At 50.9% G+C, this 26,932-nt stretch carries 1 protein-coding gene; it reads left to right on the forward strand.

The genetic code is table 11. The features are described 5' to 3' along the window. A complete protein-coding gene (locus tag ACSVI6_RS01915; protein WP_491720848.1) occupies positions 1 to 26,814 on the forward strand; it encodes a DUF5776 domain-containing protein in 26,814 nt (8,937 codons plus the stop codon). Positions 26,815 to 26,932: the final 118 nt, after the last annotated feature.

Consider the following 26,932-nt stretch of genomic DNA (forward strand, 5'->3'; position numbering starts at 1 on the left):
ATGCTTTATAATAAGTTCAAATTCAATAAAGTGAATGATAAAAAAGTTCTCCGTAAAGTAAAAAAGCAGTGGGTAGTTGTTTCATTATCCATGCTTGCTTTACTTGGTGGAGGATCAGTATTTGAACATTCCGTGTCTGCTCATGCAGATACAACCAGCGCTAACGCTAATGTCAGTGCGACTACTAGTGGTACATATGGTAGTGATGATAGTTCAAACGTAGCCACGTCTAGTGCTACAAGTTCTTCTGCAGATAATAGTTCTACTGCTAGCCAAACTAGTGCAAGTAGTACAGCTGATAGCACTAGTGCTAGTTCAGATGCTAAATCGACGACTAGTTCCAGTGCGGATGCTAGTCAGACAAGTAGCTCTAGCAGTACTAATTCAAGTTCATCTTCAAACAGTGAAGATGCTAGCTCAGCAGTTAGTGCTGGTTTTTCTGCTGCATCTTCAGCTGCAAAAGCTCATACTTCAGTGCCAAGTAGCGCTGATTCTAATTTTAACAAGGGTGTTTCTGAATACAATTCTTCAGTAGCTGCTGCATCATCATCATCTGATGCCAAGAGCAGTGCTGCTAAGTCTGGTAGTTCTGCTAATCAATCCAGCAGCGATGACGGTTTAAGTGATCGGAATGGAACTGATGGCGATAGTAATGGCGATTCTGATGATTCCAGCGCAGCTAGCTCAGCATTTAGCGCTGGCTTTTCAGCTGCATCTGTAGCTGCGAAGGAAGGCAAGAGTGCTTCTGATACTTCAGACGCTAATTACAATAGCGGAATTGCTAGCTTTGCATCTTCAGCTTCTAGTGCCTTTAGTGCTGGGGTTGCCGCTGCCGAATCAGCTGCAAAGGCTGGGAAAACGGTTTCCAGTTCTGACGATACTTACTTTAATAGTGGGGTTGCTAGCTACGCCTCATCTGCATCCGCAGCTAGTTCATCCGCATTTAGTGCTGGTTACTCAGCTGCTGCTTCCGCAGCTGCTAAGGGTAGTACCGCTGATAGCAGTTCAGACGATGCATACAATAGTGGAATTGCTAGTTACCAATCCTCCGCATTTAGCGCTGGATTTGCTGCTGGTTCATCCGCCCAAGCTGCTGGAACGTACGTTTCCAACAGTAGCGACCCTTACTTTGAAAGTGGGGTTGATAGCTTTAATGACTCCTATTCATCTTCAGCATCCAGTGCATTTAGTGCTGGGGTCTCTGCAGCTGCTTCAGCACAATCCGCTGGGACGTCTGTTGCTAGCTCTAGTGATTCCTACTTTGAAAGTGGGGTTCAAAGCTATACGGCCTCTGCATCCAGCGCATTTAGTGCTGGGGTCTCCGCAGCCGCATCAGCACAATCCGCTGGGACTTCCGTTGCCAGCAGCTCTGATGCTAACTTCAATAGTGGGGTTACCAGTTACGTTAATTCATATAATTCAGTTGCTTACAGCATTGGTTACTCCGATGCTTATTCAGCAGCTTCTAATGGATCATCGTTTGCCACTTCTAACACGAACTCCAACTACAAGAGTGGGGTTAGTTCCGCCCAAAGCGCATACTCTGCTTATAGCGCTGCCTTTACCAGTGGACTATCAGCAGCATCTTCCGCTGCGTTCGCTGGGACCAGTGTCAGCGCCCAAAGCGTCAGTGGCTTCTCAGATGGGGTCCAAGCTTACTACGCCGCTAATGCTGGGGCAGTAGCCGCTTGGAACTCACTCCATCCAGATGATCTGAAGTCCGCTGATTCAGCTGGCACGTTCAATTCAAGCAATGCATTCTACGTCCAAGGGTATAATGCGACCATCGATGCTTACAATACTTATAGTAGCTTAAACTCCGGTGTCGGAACTCAGTCTGGCTCCGCAATTTATGGTTCTGGTGGAGTCGGTCAACAAACCAGCGTTACTAGTGGATCTGTAAACAAGTCCAAGGCTGCCCAAGTGGTTAATTCACCTAGTGATAGTGCTGAAGCTACTTCTGGTAACAACGTAACTTCCGGAACTGCTGGTAATATTGTGGGAACCGGAATTAATACCGCAGCTCCTACCCAAGCATTAGCCTACAACTATGCGATCGACTACTTCTTAAGTCGGCAGGGGACTTATGATGCCGCTAATGGTCGTTGGAACGGAGCAACTGCAAATACCGGGGCCTACACGGTCTTGGATACGACTAAGAACACTAATAATCCATATATCCAAGCCTACAACGGGGCTCAAGCTGCCATTAACAACGAACAAACTGGTAGTTTTACTGCGGTTACTAATTTAACGACCGCCCAAAAGCAATCTCTAAGTCAAAATTACCAATACGGTTATAACTACGTCGCTAACTTGGTAAATAGCCAAAGCGTCTTCTTTGTCACCTATAACACGTCTAACGCAAACATCACTAACTTCTTCTCTGGGACCTTTGGTTCTGGGACCCATGAACTGCGGTTTACGTCAGATTATAATGCTAATTCTGCTGATACCACTGCTACGCTAAATGGGACCAGTGCCGATGTTATCGTTAATGGTGCTAACCATACCGTTGATATGCAAAAGTGGCACTACAATCCATATAACTTGAAGAGTTTGACGATTGAAAACATGTACAAGATGTACGGTTATAACATTTATGGGCCAATTAACCTATGGAACTCAACTTCTGGGAGTTTGACCTACCGTAACGTTAACTACGAAGGATCACAATTATTCTACGGGACTAGCTTACCAAACCTCTATATTGATGGTGGAGTGAGTGCAATTAGTGAAGGTAGTTACACCAGTGCCTTTAACGTTGGCTTTGCCACTCAAAACAATAATCAACAAAACATTCAAGTTACCAACATGGAATTACTCCCTAATTCCTATTACTATGGTCAAACTGAAAAGGGGAACAACATTGAATTAGGTGGAAACCTGGTCTTAGACCAAGGTTCTAACATGTACCTGGTTCCTCGTGGTTCTGGTGGTGAAAATGCCGGATCCGGTGGGGACCGTGGATTGGTCGTTAATGGTAACGTTACCATTAACCAAAACGCTAATTTAACTTCCGTTCCTGGCGATAACCAAGCTGACGCCCTAGTTGTTAACCGTGGTGGGACTGTTAACATCAATGGTGGGTCCATGAACTCCATTTATAACTACAACCCAACCGATTCGAACCCAACCTGGATTCAAGGTAGTGTGAACGTGCAAAATGGTGGTCAAATCACTGCCCACGCTACTAATGGGATGACTAACTTCGGTGGGGACCTCTTTACCATTTCCAATGGTGGTACCTTAACCGTTCAAAACCGTGGGAGTTTCCAAATTTATTCTGACGGTACCAACACTAACGGTAACCTAACTTTACTTAACAACTCCGGGACCGTTACCATCAATAACCCTGGTAAAGATACGATCTTAAGTAAGCGGGGGTTAAATAACGATACTTCCACTACCAGTGCAGGTAAGTTCTTTAACACCGCCCCAATCAATGCTTATTCCGTCTTGGGTCAAGTTGATAGCCAAAAGGATTCCACTCCTCAATACCTGGTTCAAATTAACGGGAATAGTGGGAACGTTATTAAGGTCTACAACCAAAATGGGCAAACTGTTTCAGATCCAACCATTAGTAGCTTTGATAACAACAATTCCGGCTTCTTGGCATTTAGAGCCATCCCGACCGTTTACATCAACGGGAACGCCGCACTATCACAGAACTCAAGTGCAACCTCTAAGTACAACATTAATGCGAACCTTCAATTGACGAACATTAACAGTACCGATGGGTATGTTTACGTGCGGGTTCAAACCAACGGGACCGATGAAAAGCCAGCAACTGGTGATAATGCATCTAACGCCAATACAAATAGTAGTGGGATGCTGACTGATCCTGACCAAGCCGTTGGGAACGGGCAAGATTCCGACTATCGTAACGCCTACACCACCGCCATTCCAGTAACTGCGTTCACTAAGACCGGTGATGGGACTTACACTTACAATTACGCGCACCCAATCAACGCGGTTTCTGCTGCGCCAACCGACGTGATCGTAACTGCGCAATATCAAGTTACTAACAATAGTGTTGAAATTAAGAATAATGGTAGCAATACCGTTATTACTAACGTTACGCATAACCCGGCTGCTGCGCCAGTCCAAAATAATTCTAATACCGTCAGTGGGAAGATTACCGATAACGTGATCGTTCCTGATAGTACCGGAACTTACAATAGCTCTGCGCAATCAGCTAATTCGTCCGCCGCTTCATACGCAAGTAACGCTGCGAACGTTTCTAACGTGGCCACTTCTTACTCAAGTGTGGCTTCATCCGCTTCGTCTGTAGTGAATGATTACAATAGTTCAGCCCGTTCATTAGCAAACGACAGAAATACCATGAGCCGTGACAATAGCTACGCCTCTGCCGTTATTTCTGCATCGAGTGCCATTAGTTCATACAGTTCTGACGCTAAGAATCAATCATCGATTGCTAGTTCCGCTAGTTCCGCAGTTAGCGTTGCGATTTCGAACGCCCTTGCTCAATCCAAGGCCGCTTCTTCCTACGCTGCTGCTGCATCGAATGCCATTACTCAATTTAGTAGTGCCGCTAGCCTAACGCCACAATCATCAGTAGCCAGTGCACAAACTTCGATCAACAACGCTGCCTCGACTGCCGCATCGAATGCGCAATCTGCTGCTTCCGCTGCGTTATCATACTCGGCTGCGGTAACTTCGATCAATGCTGATGGGGTGAAGGCCGCTTCCCAAGCGGTTGCCGATGAACAATCCGCTGCCATCCAAGGCTTCGTATTGAACTCATTCTCCGCTAGTTTAGCAGCTTCTAACACCGGTTCGATCGCAAGAAATGCTGATTCATTAGCTTCCAAGGCTAATGCAGAAAATAGTCAAATCATTGCTAACAGCAACCAAACTGCTTCCGATGTTTCTAGCGTAAACAGTATTGCTAGCGTTTACCCATCAAATGCTGATATTCAAAGCGCCCAATCAGCCGCTAGTTCTGCAGCTTCACTAATGAGCTCCGCTTCTTCAGTTGGTTCATCAGCAAACAGTGTTGCTCAATTCGCTAAGAGTACAGTAGATAATGCGATTACGAGTGCTAAGAACGCATTTACTAATGCTAGTTCGTATGCTTCAGATGCCCAAAGCTACGCTACTTTAGCCCAAAGCTACGCTAGTTCTGGCGACTTAACTGACGCCCAAACTGCATTGTCTAATGCTGTTAGCGCAAGTTCTAATGCCACATCTGCTCGGGCTAGTTTACAATCGTATAACTCAGTTGCTTCTGGAGCTGCTAATACCGTTTCATCAGCCGAATCGGTTGTTTATGCTAACTTGAAGTCCGCTAGTGTTTACGCAAGTAGTGCTGCTGATGCCGCATCGAGTGCTAATTCGATTGCCACTAGCATTGCTAACAGTACTGGAAACAGTGCTTCTTCCAACGCTGCCAATGCATCGAAGGCCGCTTCGACTGCTGCGAGCGGGGCTTCTAACGGCTCTTCTGACGCATCGAACGCTGCTTCGCGTGCTAACTCAACTAGTTCTGATGCATCGGGTGCTGCAACTAACAACCAAGCTGCTAATAGTGCTGCCCAAGCCGCTAATGGCGCTAATAGCCAAGCCCAATCCATGGCTGCTAAGAATTCTGGCAATAGTTCCGTGACCAGCGCCGCTGCAGTGGTGAGCTCTGCTGCCAAAGTGGCTAGTGATGCCGCTAGTGATGCTAACAGTGCCAATACCTCTGCCCAAGCTGCTAAGAGTAGCGCTGACGCTGCATCCACAGCTGCATCTACTGCTAATTCTATCGCTAGTTCTGCTAACCAGGCGGCCTCTTCCGCTTCTGCTGCCGCTAGTTCTGCTGCTGCAAAGGGTGATCAAGCTGGTGCGGCCAGTGCTGCTGCCTCCGCTGCCTCCGCTGCCCAAGTGGCTAGTGATGCGGCAAATAGTGCTAATAATGCCAACTCATCAGCCGAAGCTGCATCGACCGCTGCTTCCAATGCTAGTTCAGCCGCAGCCAGTGCTAACAGTGCTGCCCAATCTGCCAACAACGCTGCCCAATCTGCCAACAGCATTATTAACAGCATTGCCGGTGGGGCCCAAAGTGCTGCCAACCAAGCTGCTAGTTATGCTAGTCAGGCCTCTAACGATGCTAGTGCAGCTGGTCAATCTGCTACTAACAGTAATAATGGTGCCGATAGTGCTTCATCTGTTGCTTCTAAGGCTTCTTCTGAAGCCAGTGCCACTTCAAGTGCTGCTAAGGATTCAATGGGTTCAGTTACTTCTGCCCAAAGTGCAATCAATAGCTTAAATAGTGATGCCTCTGGCAACCCAACCGTAAATAGTGCTGCCGGTACGATCTCCAGTGCTGCTTCGACTGCTAACTCTGCATCTGGTGATGCCACTGACGCATCGAGTGCTGCTAACTCAGCAAGTGCTGCTGCTAGTTCACACGCACATGATGCTAGTTCCTTCGCTAGTGCCGCTAGTTCTCAAGCATCAGCTGCTTCAGCCGCTGCATCCGCAGCCGCTAGTGCTGCTAGTGCTGGGAACACTGATGCTGCTAAGTCGGCAGACTCAGATGCTGCTTCAGCCGCAGCCGAAGCCGCTACCCTTAATTCTTCCGCTGAATCTGCTCGTTCTGCTGCTGAAAATGAAGCTTCACAAGCCGTTTCGGCTAATTCTAAGGCCTCAAGTGCCTCTGCAGTAATTGAAAGTGCTGCTAAAGATGCCTCTAACGCTGCTTCCGCTGCTAGTGCTGCGGTCGTTACCTCTAACGATAATAGCGCTGCTAATAGTGCTGCTAAGGCTGCTTCAATTGCTGCATCAAAGGCAGACGATGCTGCATCAAATGCCTCCAGTGGTGCCGATAGCGTTGCCTCTGCAACCAGCAAGTACTCTAGTGAAGCTAGTGCCGCATCGAGTGCTGCTAAGGACTCCATGGGTTCAGTTACTTCTGCCCAAAGTGCAATCAACAGCTTGAACAGTAGTTACTCCAGTAACCCAACCGTAAGTAGTGCTGCTGGGACCATTTCCAGTGCTGCTGCTGCTGCGAGTGCTGCATCCAGTGATGCCACTGATGCTTCCAGTGCCGCTAATTCAGCTAGTTCTGCCGCTAGTTCGTACGCATCCACTGCCAATTCCGCTGCCAGTGCTGCTAACCAGGAATCTTCAATTGCCTCCTCAGCTTCGGTAGCTGCTAGTTCCGCTGCCGCTAATGGTGACACCAGTGCTGCTAGTTCTGCTGCCTCTGTAGCTAAGGATGCACAATCCAGTGCTGAGTCTTACCAAAGCGCTGCTGAAGATGCAAGTAAGGCTGCTGATACTCAAGCCACCGCCGGTTCAAATGCCGCATCTAAGGCTGCTAGTGCATCTAGTGCTATTTCAAATGCCGCCGATGCCGCATCTAAGGCTGCCGCTAGTGCTGAATCCGCTGCCAGTGCTGCTGATGCTAACAGTAAGACCAACGGTGATGCTAGCACGGCTGCTGCTAATGCAGATAAGGCCGCAAGTATTGCTTCGAGTGCCGCTAGTGGTTCGGCTGAGGGATCTTCCGATGCCTCCAACGCCGCTTCACACGCTAACTCAGTGAGCGTCGTGGCATCTAGTGTTGCCAACAACAATTCACAAACCGCTCAAAGTGCTACATCCGCAAATTCATATTCAAGTGCTGTTAAGTCATTAGCATCTAATGATCCAAGTAATGCGGTAATTTCCAGTGCTAACAGCGTGGTTAGTTCTGCTGCATCCACGGCAAATTCAGCATCGAACGATGCATGGAATGCTAACTCTGCTGCTCAATCAGCCAAGAGTCGGGCGGATAAGGATAGCTCCGCCGCTTCGGTCGCTAATTCAGTTGCAAGTTCTGCCGCATCCGTTGCCCGTTCAGCATCGACCGCTGCTAGTGAAGCCGCTAACTCCGGAGACTCATCAGCTGCTTCTGCCGCCGTTAAATCTGCTCAAGATGCCGCTTCCACGGCCTCATCTGCTGCTTCAGATGCATCAAACGCCAACGCTGATGCCTCATCCGCTGCTTCAGACGCTAATTCCGCTTCCGCTAAGGCTGCAACCGCTTCTTCAGTGGCATCGAGTGCTAACGATGCTGCTGCTGCCGCTGCTAGTGATGCATTCTCAGCTGCCAATGCCGGTTATGCTTCCGCAGCCCAAAGTGCTGCTGACAAGGCTAAGGCTGATAGTATCGCTGCCGATGGTGCCAACGGTTCCGCTGCTAACAACGGGACTGATGCTTCACTCAAGTCCAGCCAAGCTAGCGTTTCGTCTAACCAAGCCAGTGATGCTGCGCAAACTGCTAGTTCAGCTACCAGCTTCGTTAACAGCTTGAACAGTAATAACAGTGCCAACCCAGTTGTTTCCAGCGCTTCCGTAGTCGTATCCAGTGCGAACTCCGTTGCGCAATCCGCATCTGCTGACGCCACAAGTGCATCTAGTGATGCTTCCAGTGCTAAGTCTGCCGCTGATAGTGCCACTGCTTCGGCTGCTAAGGCTTCGACCGCTGCTTCCAACGCTGCTTCGGCTGCCCAATCGTACGCTAATGCTGCTAAGAGTGCCGATCCAGCTTCCGCATCCAGCATTGCTAGCCAGGCTGCTTCCGCTGCTTCTGATGCTGATTCAGCATTATCCAGTGCCAATGCCGCTTCTAACGCTGCCAACTCCGCTGCTCAAAAAGCCACCAGTGCCGCTCAACGGGCTGCTTCTGATCAAGCCGTAGCCTCCAGTGCTGCCCAAGTTGCTTCTAACGCTGCTGCCCAAGCATCCAGTGCGATTGCATCCGGGATTTCCAGTGCCAACAGCACCGTTAGTTCCGCCGGTTCGGTAGTCCCATCTGCATCCAGCACCGCTGCGAGTGCCGCTAAGGACGCTAACGACGATAGTTCTGCAACTAATGCAGACTCATCACAAGCCAGTGCCCTGAGCTCCGCTACTAGCTCTGCCGCTAATAGTGCTGACATCGATGGTCAAGATGCCGCTTCAATCGCATCTGCCAACCCAAGCAACGCTTCGATTGCATCCGCTGCGAGCCAAGCCCAAAGTGCTGCTAGCGTTGCCAAGTCTGCTGCCAGTGACGCGAACTCAGCTTCACAGGACGCATCAAGTGCATCCGTGACCGCATCGAGTGCTAACTCCGTGGCATCCAGTGCTAACGCTGACGTTAGTTCCGCTAACAACGACTACTCATCAGCCTCCGCCGCTGAATCATCAGCTGCTAAGGCTAACGATAGTTCCGCTGCTTCCAGTGCCGCCAGTGCTGCTTCATCCGCTGCTGCGCGGGCTAAGTCCGGTGCCGACACCGCCAGTTCAGCTGCTTCCCAAGCCGACGCTGCTAAGTCAGCAGGGGATTCCGCCGTTGCCAAGGCTTCCAGTGCCAACAGCGTTGCTAATTCAGCTGCTGGGGTTGCTAGTTCTGCAGATAACACTGCTAACTCCCTCAACAGCTCCAACTCCGCTGACGCATCTAGCGCCGCCAGTGCCGGAAACAGCACCGCCGCTAGTGCCGTTAGCTTTACCAGCTCAGCATCCAGCACCACTGCGCCATTAGCTAGTTCCGCTAGTGTCAATGCCGCCAGTGTTGATAGTTATGCTAAGGTGGCCAGTGATGCTAATAGTGGGGCCGCAAGCTCCACCAGCCTCGCTAATAGTGGCACTGCTCAAATTAATAGTTATGCTTCTCAATACCCATCCAATACTGCAATCTCCAGTGACGCAAGTGTAGCTAGCTCAGCTAACTCAGTTGCTAACTCGGCCAACAGTGTGGCTTCCAGTGCCAACAGCGTTGCTCAAGCCGCTAAGTCCGCTGCTGACAATGCATCCAGTGATGCTAGTCAACAGAACTCAGTTGCTAAGTCCGCTGCTTCAACTGCTCTTTCCGCATCCAGTGCTGCTTCCTCAGCTTATGCTGCCGGCAACACCAAGGACGGGGACAAGTACGCTCGGCAAGCTAGCCAAGCTGCCACTGACGCTAGTTCCGCTACCGTCCAAGCATTATCAAACGCTTCCGTAGCTAGCTCCGCCGTTGCGACTGCTTCTGATGCTGCTTCAACCGCTACTTCCGCATCTAGCGTTGCCTCCAGTGCTGCTGGTGATGTTGCCAAGGCATTATCAAATGCCAATAGCGTTGCCGGGGGTGCCAACAGCGCCGCTAACGGGGCTGCCAGTGATGCCGCTAAGGCTTCCAGTGCTGCTTCCGTAGCTAGTTCCCAATCAGCCGTTACTAGTGGTCAAGCTAGTGCAACTAGTAGTGACTCCGTTGTTACCAGCTCTGCTGCAAGCGTGGCTTCGAACGCCAAGGCTGGTGTCGACAGTGCTTCGGCTGCTGTTTCACAAGCTAGTTCCATCGCTTCACAAGCTGGTCAACCAGACTCATCGATCGCTTCCGATGCAGCCGTAGTTAGTTCCGCATCTGACGTTGCTTCCAGTGCCAACTCAGTGGCTAGTTCCGAAAACGATGTGGCTTCATCTGCTAAGGCATCTGCTGACGATGACAACAGTAAGGCCAATGCTGCCGACTCCGTAGCATCCGCTGCTAAGGATGCCGCTTCATCTGCTGCCTCCGTTGCATCCGACGCTGCTGCCAAGGGTGATCCATCGACCGCTGCTTCAGCTAGCGCGGTTGCTTCACAACAAGCCAGCACCGCTGTTTCAGCTGCTAGCGATGCTAGTTCCGCACGCTCCAACGCTGATAGTGCATCGAGTGCTGCATCCAGTGCCGCTAGTGCTGCTAAGTCCGCCGCTTCGGTTGCTCAATCAGCCAGCCAGGCTGCTAGTCAAGCTGCTTCCGATGCTCAATCCAGAGCTGCGAACGTGGACTCCGCTAACACTTCGTTGAACCCAGACCGGGCTTCCAACGCCGCTGCTAACGCCGCCGTTCACTCCAACAATGCCGGTAGTTACGCATCCGTTGCATCATCCGCTAACAATGGAGCCCAAACACAAAGCAGTCAGGCCAGCGATTCCACTAGTCAAACTAGTTCCGCTGCCTCCGCTGTTGCATCAATTGCGAGTGCTCATTCTGACAATTCAGCGCTTTCCAACGTGAACACCGCTGCGACCCAGGCGAGCCAAGCTGCATCATCTGCTAACAACGATGCTTCAGTTGCTGCTAACCAAGCCAGTGCTGCTAAGGATTCTGCTCTTGCTGCATCGACTGCTGCAAGCAAGGCCGTAGATTCCGCTAACGCTGCTAACTCAGCTGCTCAATCAGCTAAGAGTGCGCAACCTTACGACTCCAGTGCTGCTAGTTCGGCTGCCGATGCTGCTGCATCCGCTAACGCCGTGGCTTCCAGTGCCGAAGCTAACGCATCACAAGCTGCTGATTCAGCAACTTCTGCTTCCAACCGGGCTGCTACCGATTCATCGATTGCTAGTTCCGCTGCCATCGCTGCTAAGTCAGCCCAAGATGCAGCGACTGCCATCAGTGATGCGATCGTAAACGCAAACTCAGTTGCTAGTTCTGCTAGTGTCGCTGCTTCTAGCGCCGCTTCAGACGTTAAACCACTTCCTAGCACCGCTTCATCACGGGCAACTTCAATTAGTGCTTTGGCATCCAGTGTTTCCAGTGCCTACACTTCCGCTAGTGCAACCGCTAGCGCTGCTGCTTCCAATGCTGCAAATGCCCAATCATTAGCGAGTGCAAACCCAGCTAACTCAGGCATTAACTCTGCGGCTTCGATTGCCAACAGTGAAGCTGCCAACGCTTCTGCTGCCAGTGCTGCTGCCTCCGCGGCTAACGCTACGATTCAATCAGCTAAGAGCACCGCTGCTTCAGCATCATCAACGATTTCGAGTGCCAACTCTGCTGCTGATTCGGCTGCTTCTGCCGCTTCACTAGCTAGTGTGGCTGCTTCATCCGCTGCTGCTGGTGGTGATCCATCCGCTGCCTTTAGCCAAGCTAGCGTGGCTAGTTCTGAAGCCGAAGTGGCTAAGAAGGCCGATGCTGCTGCTAAGGCTGCTGACTCTGATGGTTCAGCCGCAGAATCTGCTGCTACTTCCGCTTCTGCAGCCTTTAACTCTGCTTCTTCAGCCTTAGACTCAGCAGCAACTAAGATTTCAAGTGCTAATAGTGATGCCAACTCAATTGCCGGGAACCAATACGCATCTGCTGCACAAAGCGCTGCTGATAAGGCCAAGGCCGATAGTGTGGCTGCCGATGGTGCCAACGCATCCGCTGCAAATAACGGGACCGATGCTTCATTGAAGTCCAGTCAAGCTAGCGTTTCATCCAGTCAAGCTAGTGACTCGACTTCCTTAGTTAACTCAGCTGCTTCCGCTGTTAACAGCTTGAATAGCTTGAACAGCAACAACCCAGTTGTCGCTTCCGCTAGTTCAGTTGTCGCTTCCGCAAGCTCAGTTGCTAGCTCCGCATCCGCCGATGCGACCCAGGCTTCTTCAGATGCTAATAGTGCTAAGGCCGCTGCCGATAGTGCGACCGCCAGTGCTTCGCAAGCATCTACCGCCGCATCTGAAGCTGCTTCGAAGGCGACTTCATATGCTTCAGCTGCGAAAAGTGCTACTGGCCCATCCGCTTCAGCTCTGGCCAGTCAAGCTGCCAGCGCTGCCTCCGATGCTGACACTGCATTATCCAGTGCCAACGTTGCTTCTAACGCTGCCAACTCCGCTGCCCAAAAGGCTACCAGTGCCGCATTGCGGGCTGCCAGTGATGCTGCCTTAGCATCCAACGCTGCCAACGATGCTACTAACGCCGCCAACCAAGCCTCCAGTGCGATTGCTTCCGGAATTTCCAGTGCTAACAGTGTGGTTAGTTCCGCTGGATCGACCGTTTCATCCGCTGTTGCTACTGGTTCCAGTGCCGCTAGCGTTGCTAACTCCGCAAGTAATGCCACTAACCAAGATTCAGCCACCGCTAACTCGGCTAACTCACTTGCTAGTTCGGCTGCTAACAACGCCAACTTGGACGCCCAAGATGCTGCTTCAATCGCTTCAGCCAACCCAGGCAACTCATCAATCGCTTCGGCTGCTAGCCAAGCCGCTTCTGCTGCCAAGGTTGCTAGTTCGGCTGCCAACACCACCAGTGCTGCTTCCCAAGTTGCATCCAGCGCATCCAGTGTTGCCAGCTCCGCTGCTAACCTGGTATCCAGTGCTAACAATGACATCAGTTCTGCTAACAGCGACTACGCTTCCGCATCCGCCGTTGAAGCTTCCGCTGCCAAGGACAGTAACAGCGCCTTAGCATCTAGCGCTGCCAGTGCTGCTGCTTCTGCCGCTGCTCGGGCTAAGGCTGGTGCTGATACCGCTAGTTCTGCTGCTGCCGTTGCTTCCTCCGCTGCCGTTGATGGAAGTAGTGCTGCTGCTAAGGCATCCAGTGCCGCTGCCGTAGCTAGTGCTGCTAACTCGACTGCCAACGCCGCCGACAGTGCTGCCAACTCAATGAACAGTGCTGCCCCAACTGATAATTCAGATGCTGCTAACTCCGGAAACAGCATCGCATCATCTGCTGCCTCCGCTGCTAGTTCGAACGCCAGTGCTATCTCACCATTTACGAGTCAAACCAGTGCTGATGCATCCAACGCCGATAGTTATGCTAAGGTCGCAAGTGATGCTAACACCGGGGCCGGGAGTTCAACCAGCATTGCCAATAGTGCCGCCAGTGCCGTTAGCAGCTATGCTTCACAATTCCCAAGTAACGCCGTGATCAGTAGTGCTAACAGCGTGGCTAGTTCCGCTAACTCAGTTGTGAACTCCGCTGACTCTGATGCTTCCAGTGCCAACAGCGTGGCTGCCAATGCGAAGTCAGTTGCCGATGCTGCATCTAATGATGCCAGCCTCCAAAACTCCGTTGCTTCATCCGCTGCCGCTGCTGCTAGCCTCGCCAAGAGCCAAGCTTCATCCGCTTACGCTGCCGGAAGTACCACCGCTGGTGATCGTTACGCACGGCAAGCTAGCCAAGCCGCAACCGACGCTAGTTCGGCTGCTGCCAAGGCCCAATCCGATGCTGCTAACGCTAACTCAGCCGTTTCGAACGCATCGAACGCTGCAAACACCGCATCTTCTGCTTCCGTGGTTGCATCCAACGCTGCTAAGCAAGTAACCAGCGCTTACAGTGATGCTTCCAACGCTGCTGGTTCTGCCGCTGGCTTCGTCAACGGGGCCGACAGTGATGCTAAGAAGGCATCCAGTGCCGCATCCGTTGCTAGTTCGAACGCTTCGGCTGCCAATGTTGCGCCTGGTGTTTCCAGTGCTTCTTCAGTAATTAACTCGGCATCCAGTGCCGCTGGTTCATTCAGCGCTGCTACTAGTGCCAACCAGGCTGCCATCTCCGCAGCTAGTTCCGCTGCTGCTGCTGCCGGTCAACCAAGCAACGCCCAAATCGCGAGCGATGCTGCCGTTGTTTCATCTGCTGCCGTGGTTGCTAGTTCTGCTAGTGGGACTGTTTCAAGTGCTAGTTCAGCATTCAAATCCGCTAGTGACGACGCTAGTTCCGCAATGAGTGCTGCTCAAGCCGCAACCAACGCCGGAAGTGCTGCTGCATCCGCTGCACGTTCAGCTGCTAACGATGCATCCAGTGCTGCTGCCAAGGGTGACAACTCCGCCGCTGCTTCTGCAAGCGTGGTTGCTTCTCAACAAGCTTCCTCCGCTGTGGACGCATCCAACGCCGCTGTTGATGCTCGTTCCAAGGCCGCTAGTGCTTCTGCAGTTGCTTCCAAGGCCGCTGCTGATGCTGCATCCGCTGCCGCTGATGGTGCTTCCGCTACCGCGAAGGGGAGTGCTGCCGCTGCCGATGCTCAATCACAAGCTGCAAACTTGAACCCATCTGATCCAACACCAAATGCAAATCGGGCTTCCGCCGCTGCTAGTGCTGCCGTTTCAAATGCGGCTGTCGTTTCCAGCTACGCTCCAATCGCATCTGCTGCTGACGATGGCGTTAAGACGACGCAACCACAAGCCAGTGTTTCTGGGAGTGTTGCTAGTTCCGCAACTGGGGTTGTGAACTCAATTGCTTCACAATACCCAACCAACCCAACGATTTCGGCTGCATCAGTGACTGCAAGCAACGCAAACGCTGCTGCTAGTTCCGCTGCTAACGATGCCGTGATTGCTTCTCAACAAGCCAGCGACGCAAATAGCCAAGCTGCTTCTGCCGATGTCGTTGCCAAGGGGCAAGCAACTACTGCCAGCGCCTTGAGTGCTCAAGCGAAATCACTTGCTAGTGCGCAACCATTTGATTCATCCGCATCCAGCGCCTTAGCTAGCGTTGCCAGTGCCGCTGAATCAGCTAACTCAGCTGCCAGTGCTGCACAAAGCAATGCTTCGGTTGCCGCTAGTTCCGCTCAATCAGCATCCGAACGGGCTGCCATTGATTCATCATTGGCTAGTTCCGCTGCTCAAGTTGCTCAAAATGCCGAAATTGCTGCTAACAGTGCCAGTGCTGCATTATCCAGTGCTAGCGCCACCGCTAGTTCCGCTGCACCGGCTGCTTCATCCGCTGCTTCCGAAGCAACTAGTTATGCTAGTGGCGAACCAAACGGTCCAAGCGACGCTAATAACGCCGCTTCTCACGCCACTTCCGTGAGCGTCATCGCTTCTAGCGTGGCCAGTGCTTACAGTAACGCTAGCTCGGTTGCCACTTCCGCTAGTGAAGCTGCATCCAGTGCTCAATCGGTTGCCAGTGACAATCCAAGTGATTCTGCACTGCAATCAGCCGTTTCAATTGCCAACCAATACGCATCGAACGCCTCCGCTGCCAGCTCTGCTGCTTCGTTCGCCAACTCCGCTGTTCAATCAGCTAAGAGTCGTGCCGACGTAGCATCCAGCACCGCATCCAGTGCCAACGCTGCTGCTAACTCCGCTGCCTCTGCCGCTAAGTTAGCCAGTGAAGCTACTTCTAACGCCGTTGCTAATGGTGATCAATCGACCGCCACTAGCCAAGCCGTCGTTGCTAGTCAACAGGCTTCGATCGCCGCTAGTGAAGCTGCCGTTGCTAAGTCAGCAAATGATGATGGTTCGGTTGCTGCCGGCCAAGCTTCAACTGCTGCTTCTAACTACGACTCAGCTAGTGCTGCATTGAGTTCCGCTGCAACCTCATTGTCCAGTGCAATGAACAGCGTTGCTTCACTCGCCAACAACGGTTACGCATCCGCTGCTTCCGATGCCGCTGCTCGTGCTAGGGCTGATAGTGTAGCTGCCGAAGGGGCCAACGCATCCGCTGCTAACAACGGGACCGACGCTTCATTGAAGTCTAGCCAAGCTAGCGTTTCATCCAGTCAAGCCAGTGATGAAACCAGCGCCGTTAATTCCGCTGCTTCATATGTAAACAGTTTGAACAGTCTTAATAGTAATGACCCAGTTGTTACTTCTGCTAGTTCTGTGGTCGCATCCGCAAGCTCCGTTGCTAACTCAGCATCCGCTGATGCAACGATTGCTTCCTCAGCTGCCAACAGTGCCAAGGCCGCTGCCGATGCTGCGACCGCCAGTGCGACCCAAGCATCATCTGCCGCATCTGTTGCAGCTTCCAAGGCCACTTCATATGCCTCAGCTGCCCAAAGTGCGACCGGCCCAGCTGCTTCAACGCTTGCTAGTCAAGCTAAGTCAGCTGCTTCCGATGCCGATGCCGCATTGACCAGTGCCAACGTGGCTTCCGATGCTGCTAACTCGGCTGCGCAAAACGCAACTAGTGCCGCATTGCGGGCTGCTTCTGATCAATCATTAGCATCTAATGCTGCACGGGATGCCACTAACGCCGCTAACCAAGCTTCAAGTGCAATCTCCGCTGGAATCTCCAGTGCCGATAGTGTGGTTAGCTCCGCTGGTTCAACGGTTTCATCAGCCGTTGCCACCGGTTCCAGTGCTGCTGGGGTTACGAACTCCGCCAGTGCTGCCACTAGTCAAGACTCAGTTCAAACTAGTTCTGCTAGCTCAACCGCTAGTTCCGCAGCTAACAATGCTGCCTTAGATGCTCAAGATGCCGCTGCAATTGCGTCTGCTAACCCAACCAATTCATCGATCGCATCTGCTGCTACTCAGGCATCATCAGCTGCTAGCGTTGCTAACTCCGCATCCAGCGTAGCTAGTTCCGCTTCTCAAACCGCATCTAGTGCATCGAGTGTTGCCAGCTCTGCTGCCACCGTTGTATCTAGTGCTAATAACGATATTAGTTCCGCTAATAGTGACTACAACTCCGCATCAGTTGTTGAAGCATCCGCTGCAAAGGCAAGCAATAGTGCATTAGCATCTAGTGCTGCCAGCGCCGCTGCTTCCGCTGCTGCTAGAGCTAAGTCAGGTGCAGCCCTTGCTAGTCAAGCCGCTGCTGCCGCTTCATCCGCTGCTGTTGATGGTTCCAACGCCGTCGTTGCTGGTAACAGTGCTGCTATTGCTGCGCAATCCGCTGCCGTAGTTGCATCCAACGCCGATAGCGCTGCCAATGCCATGAACAGTGCTAAGCCATCCGATACTTCATCGGCCGCTAGTGCTGGTAACAGTATCGCATCCAGTGCCGCTAGTGCTGCTAATTCTGCAACTAGTGTGACTGACCCAACCGTCAGTGTCACGAGTGCAGACGCATCCAACGCTGATAGTTACGCTAAGGTTGCTAGTGATGCTAACACAGGGGCAGGAAGTTCCACGAGCTTCGCTAACAGTGCTACTAGTGCCGTTAACAGTCTCGCTTCCCAATACCCAACCAACACCGTGATCAGCAGTGCCAACAGTGTTGCTAACTCTGCAAATTCCGTTGTAAACTCTGCTGATTCCGATGCCGCTAGTGCTAACAGTTCTGCTGCCAACGCTAAGTCGGTTGCTGATTCTGCTGCTAACGACGCAAGCAAGCAAAACTCAATTGCTAACTCGGCTGCTTCGACTGCTAACGCTGCCAAGAGTGCTGCTTCCTCCGCATATGCTGCTGGAAGTATCACTGCTGGTGACCGTTACGCACGGCAAGCAAGTCAAGCTGCAACTGACGCTAGTTCCGCTGCGACCCAGGCACAATCAGATGTTACCAACGCTAGTTCCGCCGTGGTTGCCGCATCCAATGCCGCATCCGTTGCTGCTTCTGCTTCGGTAGTTGCATCTAGTGCTGCTAAACAAGTTGCCAGTGCTTACGATGATGCTTCCAACGCTGCTCAATCAGCAGGGGGCTTCATCAACGGTGCTGATAGTGATGCTAAGAAGGCTTCGAGTGCCGCTTCAGTTGCTAGTTCCAATGCTTCTGCTGCTAACGTTACACCTGGCATCTCTAGTGCTTCATCAGTCGTAAGTTCAGCATCCAGTGCTGCTAACTCGTTCAATGCTGCTACCGATGCGAACTCGGCTGCCATTTCATTGGCTAGTTCCGCTGCTTCTGCTGCGGGTCAACCAAATGATCCTAAGATCTCAAGTGCTGCCAGCGTTGCTTCATCCGCTGCCGTAGTTGCTAGTTCTGCTAGTGCTACCGTTTCCAGTGCTAACTCAACGTTTAACTCTGCTAGTTCAGATGCGAGCGCTGCGATGAGTGCTGCTAACACCGCTAGTGATGCTGCCAATGCCGCTGCTTCGGCTGCTCGTTCCGCTGCCAACGCCGCATCGAGTGCTGCTGCCACTGGAAATAACTCCGCTGCCGAATCTGCCAGCGTGGTTGCTTCACAACAAGCATCCAGTGCCGTTGACGCATCCAACGCTGCCGTTTCTGCTCGTTCAAAGGCAACTAGTGCTTCGGTCGTTGCTTCTCAAGCCGCTGCTGATGCTGCTTCTGCTGCATCAGCTGGAACTTCAGCTACTGCTGCTGGTAGTTCCGCTGCTAACGATGCCCAATCCGAAGCTGCGAACTTGAATCCAGCTGACCCAACACCAAACTCCAACCGTGCTAAATCAGCTGCAAGCAATGCTGCATCGAATGCTGCCGCAACTAGCGACTACGCATCGATCGCATCATCAGCACAAAGTGGGGCGGTTCCAACCACTTCACAAGCTAGCGTCTCTGGAAGCGTAGCTAGTTCTGCTACCAGCGTCGTTAACTCGATTGCTTCGAAGTACCCAAGCAATGCTGCCATCTCGGCTGCTTCTAACGCTGCTAGCGTTGCCAACAACGCCGCTAGTTCAGCTGCTAAGGATGCTTCAATCGCATCTGATCAAGCCGATGCTGCTAAGGCATCTGCTGAATCAGCATCAAGCGTTGCTGCTTCCGCTGCTGCTAAGGCTGCCGATGCTTCCAAGGCTGCTGCGAATGCTGCTAGTGCGAACCCATTTGATTCTTCCGCTTCTTCAGCATTATCCAGTGCTGCTGATGCTGCTCAATCAGCTAATTCGGTCGCATCTGCTGCCCAAAGCAACGCTTCAGTTGCTGCCAGTTCAGCTCAATCAGCATCGACTCGGGCTGCTATTGATTCATCATTAGCGAGTTCCGCTGCTGCTGCTGCCAAGGCTGCTCAAGACAATGCCGTTGCTGCTAGTCAAGCCCTAGATGTAGCTTCTAGTGCTGCTTTGATCGCACCAGACGCTGGCAAGTACGTAAGTGCCGCCAGTGTTGCCAATAGTGATGCTGCTCCAGCTGCTACTTCTGCTAGTGACAATGCATCGAATGCCGTTGCTAGTGCATCTGCAACTGCTCCTGACACCGCTGCATTGAGTTCTATGAACTCAACTGTTTCTAGCATCGCTTCTGTCAACCCAACTGATTCTGGGGTTGCCAGTGCTGCGAGCGTGGTTGCTTCTTATGCTAATGATGGTTCCGCTGCTTCTGCTGCTGGTTCCCAAGCCGCATCTAATGCAATCGTAGCTAACTCAAATGCGAGTGTTAATGCTAGCTCTGCTGCTGCTCAATACTCCGCAGCCGTTGTTGCATCTGCTGCTGCTAAGTCCTACGCTGCTGCTGCAAATAGCTTTGCCCAAAGTGGTGATAGTTCCAATGCAGCCCTTAATTCGAGCTTAGCTAGTTCCGCTGTTAACGCCGCTTCTCAAGCTGCTGTTGACGGATCATCATATGCCAACGCTGCCGTTAGTTATGCTCAACAAGCAACGACACAATCACAAAGTGCTGCTAGTGCTAAGACAGCAACCCAATCAGCTGCCAATGCTGCTAATAAGGTTCAAGTGAGCCTAGTTGATTCAATTGCTGCTGCTAATAGTGCTGCTTCTAGTGAAGCCAGTTCAGCTCAACCAGTTGCAGCTAGTGCTTCCGTTGTTGCTAGTCAAGCCGCTTCAGGTGCAAATGTAAGTAGCAAGAATGCCGATGGTAGTTCATCCGTTGCTAGTTCTGCTAACGATGCCGCTTCAACTGCTGCATCGAATGCTTCAGATGCTAACAGTCGGGCTGCCAGTGCTGCATCTGCTAACCCTAAGGATTCATCAATTGCTAGCGATGCTGCAAAGGCTTCTGCTGCAAACTCGGTTGCCCAAAGTGCTGCCTCTGCTGCTACTCAAGCATCTAGTGATGCATGGGCTGCATCAAGCGCTGCTTCTAGTGCCAACGATACTGCTTCATCAGCAAACTCTGCTACCGATAGCTTCTCAGCCGTAGCTTCTAATGAAGCAAACGCTGCTTACCAAGCATCTTCTGCTGGTAACGTTTCGGCTGCTAAGTCACATGCTGACGCCGCATCTAAGGCTGCTGCTGATGCTGCTGCTCAAGCTGCAATTGCAAGTGCTGCTTCCGATGCTGCATCTAAGGCCGCTGCCGATGGATCTGCTGCTGCCAGTCGAGCTACTAGTGCTCAATCGGCTGCTGAAAGTGCTGCTAAGGATGCTTCTGATGCAGGTAGTTTTGCCTCATCAGCAGTTTCATCCAATGCCACTGATTCATCCAACGGTAACAGCGTTGCTTCGAGTGCTAATAGCATTGCTCCAACATTTGCTAGTGGGGCTTCTGCAAGTGCTTCGAATGCCAATGCTGATGCTCAACAAGCATCTAAGTACGCTAGTGAAGCTAGTTCTGCAACCAGTGGGGTTAATAACACTTCCGCTGCTGTAAGTAACCTAGCATCATCTGCTAGCTCAGTTGCTGCCGCTAACCCAAGCAACACGGCAATTGCTTCCGCTGCTGCGAAGGTTAGTTCCGCAAACGTAGTAGTATCAAGCGCTGCATCCGATGCCGCTATCGCTAATTCACAAGCTCAATCAGCAAAGGCTGCTGCTAACGATGCTAATAACACCGCTAGTGTGCAAAATTCATTAGCTCAAAAGGCTGCTGCTCAAGCTAATGCTGCTAGTTCTGCTGCTTCATCTGCTTACGCTGCTAATGATTACGCTGCTGGAAACTCATTGGCAAGTACCGCTGTTCAAGCTGCTTCCAATGCTGCTACGGCAAGTGTTAACGCTTCATCTGCTGCTGACGCTGTGAAGTCTGCTACCGATCTTGCATCTAGTGCTGATTCACGGGCATTGTCCGATTCAGCCGTTGCTTCAAAGGCTGCTGACGATGCTAACAGTGCTGCTAGTGATTTGAACAGTGCCGTTGACAAGCAAAGTGCACAAACTAGTGAAGCTTCATCAATTGCTAGTTCAGCTACTAACGCTAATAGTGCTGCTTCAGATGCGAATGCCAACGCCAGCGATCACAGCGCTGCTACTTCTAGTGTCAATAGTGCTACTACTTCAGTTGCTAATAAGGCATCCAATGCTGCTTCAGAAGCTAGTTCTTATGCTAATGATGCCAGTGCTGCATCCAGCATTGCATCCTCAGTAGCTGCTGCCGAAGACGATACTGATCCAGCTACGAGCTCTGCGTTGACTAGCGATTCATCGATCGCTTCATCAGCTGCGAGTGTAGCCAGCGCTGCTAACAACGCCGCTAGTGCTGCTAAGGATTCAGCTGCTAAGGCAAATGAAATTGCTAGTGCTGCTGCTAACACCGCATCTGCTGCTCGGTCAAACGCTGATTCAGCTGCTAGTGTTGCCGTTAGCTACGCAAGTCAAGCTTCATCTGCTGCTGTGCATGGTGATAGCTCCGCTGCCGATAGTTACAATAGTCAAGCTAAGGCTGCTGCTGATAGTGCTAGTGCCCAAAACTCAAGTGCGCAAGCTGCTGATAGTACTGCTGCTAGTGCAAACTCAGCTGTTTCCAATGCAGCTCAAAGTGCTGATGCTGCATCATCTGCTGCTAGCGTAGCTAATTCGACTGCATCATCTGCTGCATCTGATGCAGAATCAAGAGCTGCTAGTTATGATGCTAACCAAAGTAAGAAGCGGGCTTCCAATGCTGACTCTACTACCGATAGTTACGCCGGTACGATTGCTAGTGATGGTTCAGTAGTATCAAGTGCATCATCTGTTACGAGCCAAGCTTCAGTTGCTACCAGCCAAGCTTCCTCAAATGCTAGTGATGCTGCTAGTGCAACTAGTTCATATGCTAGTGCAAACCCTAACAACTCATTGATCGTGAGTGCTAACTCCACTGCCCAATCCGCTTCTGCTGTTGCTTCCGCAGCTTCTTCAGATGCTTCCGTTGCAAACAGCATTGCGGTAAGTGCTTCTGGAACCGTTAGTTCTGCTTCTTCAGTTACTGCAGCTGCTCAAACAGCCGCTTCTGCTGCTTACGATAAGGCTTCATCCGCAGCTTCCGTTGCTGCCGATTCAAACGTAAGTCCTGAATCACGTGCGGCTGCTCGTTCAACAGCAGCTGATGCCGCTAACAGTGCCGCTGCCCAAGCTAAGATTGCATCTAGTGCTGCTGATGACGCTGATAACGCTGCCAATGCAGCTGCGAATGCTGCTAGTCGGGCTAGTCGTGATCAATCGATTGCCAACACTGCTGCTAGTCAAGCTGCTGATGCTAAGAATGCTGCCGCTAGTGCAGTTGCTGCTGGTACTCAGAACAAGACCAACGCTGACTCAGCTGCCAATGCTGCTTCTACAGCCAGCGAGACCGCCAGTTCCGCAGCTAGTGGGGCAACTGCTGATGCAACGTTAGCTTCTAAGTATGCTAGTCAAGCTAGTGACTCAACTAGCGAAGCTACTAAGGATAACGCTACGATTTCTGATGCTGCTGCTGAGGCAAACAGTTATGCTGTTACCCACCCATCAAATGCGATCGTTTCATCCGCAGCTTCCGTTGCTACTTCGGCTTCAGTCGTTGCTAGTTCCGCTACTTCTGATGCTGTAGTTGCTAATTCACAAGCTCAATCAGCTAAGAGTGCTGCTAGCGCTGCTGCTTCCTCTGCTAACTCAGTTGCATTTGTTGCAAGCAATGCTAATACTGCTGCTCAATCTGCTGCTGTTGCTGCTAAGAGTTATGCTAACGATGGTAATAACTCCGCTGCTGCTAGTGCCAATATCATTGCTTCGATGCAAGCTTCAATTGCAACTTCTGCCGCATCTGCTGCTGTTGTTGCTAGTCAAACCGCATCGACAGCTGTTCAATCAGCTTCTAGCGCATCCGTAAGAGCATCCAACGATGCTGCTGCTGTTAAGGCTGCTCAAGTCACTGTTGATGCTGCCAAGGCTGCTGCTAAGTCAGCTGCCGATGCAGGTGATCAAGGTTCAACGAGCGCTAATGCTTCATCATCAGCTGCTTCAAACGCTAATTCGGCTGCTGCTAAAGCAACTAGTGGTGCCAATAATGATGCTGCTTTGGCTTCTAAGTATGCAAGTCAAGCTAGTGATTCCAACAGTGAAGCTGCTAGTGCTAACTCTGTCGTTTCAAATGCTGCTGCTGATGCTACTAGTTATGCTTCGACCCACCCATCAAATGCGGTTGTTTCATCAGCTGCTTCAGTCGTTGTTTCTGCTTCGGTAGTTGTTAGTTCAGCTGCATCTGATGCTGCGATTGCAAATGATCAAGCTCAATCGGCTAAATCAGCTGCTTCAACTGCAGCCTCAGTTGCAAACGATGCTAGTTCAGTTGCTAGTGAAGCTAACACCGCAGCTTCTACTGCAGCTTCAACTGCCAAGAGCTATGCTGATGCTGGAAATGCTGAATCAGCTGCGAGTGCCAATGTAGTTGCATCTAATGCTGCTGCTAAGGCATCTACTGCTGCATCAAATGCCGTAGTTGCTAGTCAAACTGCATCCACTGCTGTTCAATCAGCTGAAAGTGCCTCAGTAAGAGCAGCTTCCGATGCTGCCGTTGCCAAGGCTGCTGAAACTGTAGCTAAGTCTGCTAGTGAAGTTGCTAAGTCAGCTGCTGATGCTGGTGATCAAGGTTCAACGAGTGCTAACACAGCTTCTAACGCTGCTGCTAATGACAGTTCGACTGCATCAAGCGCTGCTAGCGGTGCTAATAATGATGCTGCTTTAGCTTCTAAGTACGCTAGTCAAGCTAGTGATTCTACTAGCCAAGCTGCTTCGAACAATGCCGTCGTTTCGTCAACGGCTACTAACATCAGTAGTCTTGCTTCTACGCACCCAACGAACCCATTGATCAGCTCTGCTGCAGTTGCTGTTAAATCAGCTGCCGTAGTTGCTAGCTCAGCTGCCTCCGATGCCGTAATTGCTAACTCAGATGCTCAATCTGCTAAGTCAGTTGCATCTGCTGCTGCAGAAGCTGCTAACAATGCTAGTTCAAACGCTAGTGTTGCATCATTTGCTGCTTCGACTGCTGCTGCAATTGCTAGAAGTTACGCAAATACTGGTAACCCTGTCTCTGCTGCTAGTGCTAACGTAGTTGCTTCAGAAGCTGCTGCTAAGGCATCTGTAGCTGCTTCAAATGCTGTCGTTGCTAGTCAAACTGCATCCACTGCTGTTCAATCAGCTGCTAGTGCATCCGTAAGAGCAGCTTCCGATGCTGCTGCTGTTCAATCAGCTGCTACGATTGCAAATGCTGCTAGCGCTGCTGCTGCATCAGCTGCTGCTGCCCAAAGTGCTGCTGTTCAAGCTGCATCAGCTGCAATCAACAGTGCATCTGCGCAAAGTGCTGCTGCCTCTGCACAAGCTAATAGTGCAAACAGTGCCAATGCGTTTGTTAGTGCGAATGCAAACTCAGTGAATGCTACGACTTCACTAGTTCAATCAGCAAGCAGCGTTGCTCAATCAGCTGCCCAAGCTTCAACGAGCATGGCTGCCTTAGCACCACAAAACAATAGCGCTCAAACGTATGCAAGCATTGCGGTTTCCGCTAATACGGTTGCTGCATCTGCTGCTGTAGTTGCTAATAACGCAAGCGTTGCTGTACAAAGTGCTAATAGTGTTGCTGCTTCAGCTAATGCACAAGCTTCTGCTGCCAACGTTAATGCTAGCTCTGCTGCTGCAACGGCTGCCTCATATGCCGTTGCTGCTGCTAGTGCAGCTGCTATTGGTGATAACAGTGCAGTTAGCTCACTTAACACGTTAGTTAACTCCGCTAATGCTGCGGCTGTTAGTTATAACAACCAAGCATCTGCTGCCAACGCTAGTGCACAAGCTGCTGCTTCTGTTGTGGCTAGTGCCCAAATCGTGAATGCATCTGCTGCTTCCGTTGTATACTCTGCTGCATCTGCTGCACAAGCTGCTGAATCAGTTGTTTACGCTGTAACGCATCTATCTAACAATGCGAGTCAATATGCATCCAATGCATCCTTCGCCGTTAATAGTGTTGCGCAAAACTACGGTTACGTTAGTGCCGCCGTTAACTTAGCAAATAGCTACTCAGTTGCTGCTAGTTCAAGTACGTCAATGACATCACTACCAACTAGCTCTGCTCAACAAGCCGCAAACGATGCCCTCAGCTTAGCTTCTCAATACTCTGGGAACGTCAGCGTGGCTAGTTACGCTGCCGTTGCAAGTTCAGCTGCGACGACGATCACCTCAGCATCAGCCGATGCCGTGATTGCTAATAGTCAAGCTAGTTCCGCTACGGTAGTTGCTAATTCCGCTGCTTCAGTTGCTGCATCTGCTGCTAACGCTGCGAATGCTGCTGCTGCAACTGCTAACTCAGCAAACGCTGCTGCATCATTAGCATATGCTCGTGGTGATGCTGCTGCTGGTAGCAGTTACGCTGCTGTTGCATCTGCTGCTGCTGATAGTGCTAACAATGCCGTTGCACAAGTTGCTACTGCGAACTCCTTAGTTGCTTCCGCTACTTCTGCTGCTAGTTCTGCTGCATCCCGTGCTGCAAGTGATTATCAAACCATCATTCTTGCTGCTAAGGTCATCTTTGGTGCTCATGACTCTGCTGTTTCTGCAGCTGCAGTTGACTACTACGATGAAGGAATTACCGATGCGAAGAGCGAATACAAGAAGGATCCAGAGTATGCAAGTCAACCAACTTATCAAGGTGCTTATGACGGTTACCGTGATGGTTACAATAATAAGACTGCCAAGTCAGACTTCACGGGTATGGATGCCGCATACCAAGCTGATTATGCTAAGGCATATCAAGAAGGGCATGATGCATACCTTAAGGAAGTTGCTGCTGGTAAGGCTGCTGCTAAGAAGGCATCGTTCTACGCTGAAGAATCCTTAGCTGGTGAATCTACTGGATACAAGTATGGATACGTTCAAGCATTCAATGCGAAGTTGAAGAAGCATCCACTATATATTTACAACAGTAAGGGGCTTTACGTTCACACTAAGGCAACCTTTGGTGAGGGTGAAAACGTCAAGGGTTACTCTAAGAAGCCACAAAACAAGATCAGTGAATTCAAGATTACTAGAATTGCACTTTCTAAGAGTGGTCTCGTTCGTTACTATGTAAAGAGTCACCTAACTAATACCGGCGTTAAGGGTTACTTGACTGCTAACCGCAACTTCATTGTCAACGCTTACTACCGTAAGGGTGAAATGACTGCTGCTGGTTCTAAGACGGTTAAGGTAATCAATAGCAAGGGTATCCGTGTTCACAGTAACAAGACCTTTAGCTCTAATAGTGGTAAGTACTACAAGCAAGGTAAGAAATTGCATGTTGACCGGGTCGTTAAATACAAGGGCTTGACTCGTTTCTACATTGGAAACGGCAAGTACATCACAAGTAATAAGAAATTTGTGAAATTTGTTTAATCCCGTGTCATAATTAAAAACTCCATGAATTCAGATTTAATTCTGAGTTCATGGAGTTTTTTTGTTTACAGTTAATTAAAAAGTGAGAAAATAGATTAGATAAATGCTAAAATGTTTT

Source organism: Nicoliella sp. ESL1106 (assembly GCF_058509965.1).